General features: G+C 37.1%; 4 protein-coding genes and 1 pseudogene. All 5 read right to left on the bottom strand.

What is annotated here, in order from left to right:
* Positions 1-463: pseudogene (locus tag GPL15_RS10365) on the bottom strand (hypothetical protein); the annotation flags it as partial.
* Between the two features lie 18 nt (positions 464-481).
* Positions 482-1,021, bottom strand: coding sequence for a tetratricopeptide repeat protein (locus tag GPL15_RS10360; RefSeq protein WP_215698605.1), 540 nt, complete (start codon positions 1,019-1,021; stop codon positions 482-484).
* 67 nt (positions 1,022-1,088) lie between these two features.
* Complete coding sequence (locus GPL15_RS10355) at positions 1,089-1,934, bottom strand: hypothetical protein (protein WP_215698604.1); 846 nt, start codon at positions 1,932-1,934, stop codon at positions 1,089-1,091.
* 430 nt (positions 1,935-2,364) lie between these two features.
* Positions 2,365-3,558 carry a hypothetical protein gene (locus GPL15_RS10350; protein WP_215698603.1) on the bottom strand — a complete coding sequence of 398 codons (1,194 nt, stop codon included), beginning with the start codon at positions 3,556-3,558 and terminating at the stop codon, positions 2,365-2,367.
* Between the two features lie 224 nt (positions 3,559-3,782).
* Positions 3,783-4,760 carry a hypothetical protein gene (locus GPL15_RS10345; RefSeq protein WP_215698602.1) on the bottom strand — a complete coding sequence of 326 codons (978 nt, stop codon included), beginning with the start codon at positions 4,758-4,760 and terminating at the stop codon, positions 3,783-3,785.
* Positions 4,761-4,883 lie beyond the last annotated feature (123 nt).

Raw genomic sequence — 4,883 nt, 5'->3', positions numbered from 1 at the left:
GAAATTGCTTTGCGCCATCCTTTGACGGCTCCAGACTTTCGTAAATCAGACCGCTTCTTACAAATGCATCCACAATCTCCCGATCCAGAAACCGTTTTTTCAACAGATAAGCATATACCCGCCGCATGTTGCTGTTGAACGGCGGTAGCACAAACGGCGCCTTTGTTCTTTCTTCTCTCTGACTTTGTTTGTATGTTGCCCCCTGCTCTCCATTCAGCAGAATGGTAACTGCATCCGGATAGCTTTTCCCATAAACATATTGGACAAAACTGATTGGGCCGCCGCCTTTTTCTTCCGCATGATCATACCAGGTATTGCCCCGGACCGTGATACTATGGTCGCTGCTCAAACGCCATTCCCTTCCGGCTGAAATGAGTTTCTCTCCATTTGACCGAAGAAAATCCACCAAGTCCACGGAACCGGCCCTCTGTTTCTGCTCTTCTGTAAAATGCACATACCCCATCTGCTCACCTCCCATTTTTTAATACAACAGCTCCTGCGGCTCATGGTCATCTCCCTTATGGCCCTGCGCCACTTTCTTTTCCCTGATTTTACGCCGCATTTTTCGATCCACACTGATACGCCTTGCTCCCTCTCTCCGTTCTTCTTCCTGGAATATCTTAGTCAGTTGATGCAGGAGCCGTATTGCTGACAGAAAAACAGATGGATCCTGAAACGAATCCAGGTGATCCAACAAAAACTGGGCATAGATATTTCCCTGTGCTGCCGCTTCCTCCAACAGCGGGATGGCTTTTTCCCGGTCCCTTGGAACCTCCCGCCCGCAGAGATATAATTTTCCCAGGGAATACTGGGCGAATTGGTTTCCACGGTCCGCGCAACTGGAAAGCCAGGTAATCGCTTCTTCTACATTTTTCGGAACATCCTCTCCCAGAAGATACAACTTACCAAGCTGAAACTCTGCATACTCATTGCCGCCTTCTGCAGCTCGTTTGAAATAATCGATGGACCGTTCAATGTCTTTCGGTACGTCCGCTCCCATAAGGAACAACTTACCAAGCATCTATTTAAAAAGGCCAGCCATTTTCTAATCTGGCTGACCTGGATTTTTTATTCTATGACCTTTTCATTTACATCTCCAATACTGGCACCTGCTGATTCTCCATGCTCTGACAATGCTCAGTCACCAAAACATTCAACTCCTCTATGGAACCATACTCCGGCAGCCAATCCCACAGCGTTGGCACTCTGCACTGGATGGCTAACTGTTTACATTCGCTCCAGTTTGAAATTCCCATAGCGCTCTTGAGCGCATCCATTTTGCTTTCGGTTGCCGGAAGGCTCAATGTATAGTTATCATAAGGATTCCCTTTATAAATCCATACTTTAAAACTACAAGTCTGTTTGAAATCCGGATCTGGTAACTCATTCCCTCTATAGATGGGCTCCAGTTCTACTTGAATCCCGCTGGTATAGCCAAATGCATGAAACATACCACCGTGTTTTTTTATATAATCTTTTCCAATCCCTTCATAATTAAATCTGGCTGCCTGTTCCTCCATAGCCATATCAGCGTTTCCCTTCAGCAGATATTCTCCTAATTTTACTTCTGTAGTTGCGCTCGGCAGATATCTGAATTTATCCATGTTGCAGGAAAGATTGATCATATCTTGGAGTGTCTCCGGTTTCATCATCTCAATCACGGTTCCGAATACCGCCTCATCCTGGCTGTCCATCCATTTCACACGATAGGCCAGGTAGTTCAGTTCTTCCAATCTTTTTTCTGTCACCGGGACCTCATACAGGTACTGGCGCAGATTTGGAATGGACGATTCCACATAGGCGGTAGCTGTTTCCAACGGAACTGTATCCGTTCCATTCAGAAGAGAATAGGCTTCTCTCATTTCTTCGATTGTAGCCGGCAGACTAATACCTACACAAGGGCTTACTGTCCGGCTCAAATAAATCTTAAACATTTAAATTCCCCTCTCTGTCTCTTCACATATAACCGTTTCTATTTTTGATACTCTCTATTAAAAAAGGCCAGCCATTTTTTAATCTGGCTGACCTGAAATTTTACCCCATATCCTCTTTTACCCGTCTCACATCTATGAAAAGGCCAAAAAATCGGGGTCAAAAACGGCCATTTTTTGCCCGATTTTTTCCTCGATTTTTCGCCAAAAACCACTATATCTTGTGGTTTAACCCTTCTGTTTTCCTTCCAAACCACAATTCCGCATCATTATTACCACCTCGACATTTGTTGAGTGTACAAAAATTATGACCACAAGGCAGAATTGCCCCTGGGCGGACACGCTGTCATCCTTGCCATATCAGAGTGTATGATTGGTCCGTTCATCACATCTCTATATCTTTCTCTATCTTTATTTCTCTAAACACTAGCCATTACTTTACAAATGTCTCGAAACTCTCTTCAATTGCTTCTGCTGAATCCGCATCAAACAATACAATATTTCTACCTGTTTTTCCAATTAATCTCATACGTGTACTTGGGTAGCAAATACCTTTATATCCTCTTTTTTCCAAATATTCTGCTAAAATGTGGAATGATTTATAACACTTGTCCTTTTCTTCGTTATCCAAATTATCATCCAATGGTACAAATATTGCATCGCATAATTCTTTTAAGAGTAGTTTTCCAACAAATGTATTTGCTAACCAAACTGTTTTGTTCTCTCGCAACTTAATTTGCTTCATAATTTCATTTTTTGTTGGCACATAACTCTCTGTACATACCTTAGAAATTATTTCTTTTACTTGATTTTTTTCATAGTCTTCTACAAAGTTAAATATTTCTTGACGAGTTATAGTTTCATAATCTAAATCTAAAATTTTGAAATTATTATCTCCTATAAATTTGAAAGAAGCAACGGTTATTGTTTCCCCCGTTTTGGCACGAAGTTCTTCACTTATAGTCTCTACATCATTTCCATTATGTTCTTTTCCTGTCAAATATAAATACCTTCTGTCAGGTGGATTCCACCTATTTATTATGTTATTCTTTTTTGCAATTTCAATTGATGGTGCTGCTAAATCTTCTTTTTTATCCCAAATTCCTCTTCGCCCTCTGGAAAGAAATTTTAATTTCTTATTATTCATAGTTACAAAAAACTCTTCTGGACACACTCTTACAATATTATCAAAAAAATCATCCAATATTTCAGTCAAATCCTTACTCAGTAAATCCTCCTTAGCATATTCTTTTCTAAAATATGGGTTAATTTGTCGCCAATGCTCTTTTACTAAATTTTGTGTTTTAAAAATCTGTATATGGGCTTGTACAGAATTATAATAAACAGACAAATCATATCCACTATATTTATCTTTATACTCTGTAAGATATTCAACATACATTTCAAGTATCTCAATTTGATCTCCATATGTATCCACTAAGGCCTTAAATATTTGATTACAAGACCCGAGCACAACGGCTAGTCTTTTCTCATCTGATTTCTTCCATACTTTATTCCTAATTACTATGCTCAATTTTCTAAGCAAACCAGTATATGATGGCATAAGTTTTTCTAATTTTGCTAGTTCACTTATCATATCATATTGCTTTGGAAATAAAGTTCGCATAACAACTTCCCTCTTTCTTATCCCTAATATCCAAATCGCAAATTTATATAAAACGAAATCATTGTATAACAAAATGATATTTTAGCTTGACATCAAAATAAAATAATACTCCTCATATTTCCTAACCTGTTCTATCTGAACCATCTATTTTTACCCACCTTTCTATTACTCATTAGTTTAAAATCACACTGTACCTTGTTCTTGTGTAATGTATAACGATATTGCTACTTTTGAAGTTCATTCTTTAATTGTTTAAATACATCTTGCTTTAATTTTATTAAAGGTTCTGACGATATATTCTTTCCCATAAATTCAAACCACAAATTAAATATATTAAATGGCACTTTTAAGCCATGTGTTGCCTCATATGCCTTTTCTTTAAATGCATAGTATTCCTTCGCTCTTTCCTTTATTTCAGATACTTCGTCTAAATGAGCTTGATATATCTTGTCTAGTTTAAATACTTCTACTGAAGCCTCTGCTTTTTTATTCATCTTTGTATTAATCAAAATTTCTGACACTCTGTCGCTTATTTCTGTCGGAATTTCAAAGCTCAGGCTATCACTTTCATCTTCATAGGGATATAGATGTTTTTTCAATTTTGAGCCCTTCGTCTTTGAATTACAAACATTACAACTGGGTACTAAATTGAAAATATTCATTTGCAATATAGGATATTTTGCTTTTGGATAATAGTGATCCGCATCTGCTGTTGTTCTATTTTCAGCTTCATCATTTTCATAAGAAGTTATATATTGTCTATTACAATATGGGCATACTTTAATACCTAAACTTGTTATGAAAATATGCCTGCTCCATTTTACATTTTTGCTAATTGCCTTCCCTATATTAAATCCTTCATAGTTTAGTATAAAATTTATGTCCGATTCCATATCTTTAATAATTTTCCTATGCTCTTCGGATTCACTCCTATACTCAAATCCATATGTGTCATTAAAAACATCCTCAAAGGTTTTTAGCAAATCTATTAGATTCGGTGATATACAAAAATTTATAATACAGCTTTTTCTTTTATCTTCTGTATCGCCGAATAGGGTTTTTAGAAATCTACCTTTCTCATCATCTTCTCCATATTCTTTAATCTTCATCTCCAATCTTGGTACAATAGTTATTTCTATATATTCTCTATGCTGGTCATCTATATATTTTCTTGTTTCTTTTGATAGCTCAATCTTCACCATTAGCATCTTCACCTTCCAGATTCGTTTCAATATATATAGGACTTAGTTTTAATCTCTCTCTTAGAAATTTATCTCCCACATTATTAATAATATATACCAACCTTTTCCTTTCATCTATGGTTA

It is taken from the genome of Clostridium sp. MCC353 (genome assembly GCF_018785315.1).
GTDB lineage: Bacteria > Bacillota > Clostridia > Lachnospirales > Lachnospiraceae > CHH4-2.
The sequence above is the reverse complement of the archived record's forward strand: the minus strand, read 5'-3'. Positions and strand labels throughout refer to the sequence as shown.

Coding starts and splice junctions, on each gene's coding strand:
- GPL15_RS10350 (WP_215698603.1), bottom strand. CDS start 3,558: ATGCGAACTTTATTTCCAAAGCAATATGATATGATAAGTGAACTAGCA.
- GPL15_RS10360 (WP_215698605.1), bottom strand. CDS start 1,021: ATGCTTGGTAAGTTGTTCCTTATGGGAGCGGACGTACCGAAAGACATT.
- GPL15_RS10355 (WP_215698604.1), bottom strand. CDS start 1,934: ATGTTTAAGATTTATTTGAGCCGGACAGTAAGCCCTTGTGTAGGTATT.
- GPL15_RS10345 (WP_215698602.1), bottom strand. CDS start 4,760: ATGGTGAAGATTGAGCTATCAAAAGAAACAAGAAAATATATAGATGAC.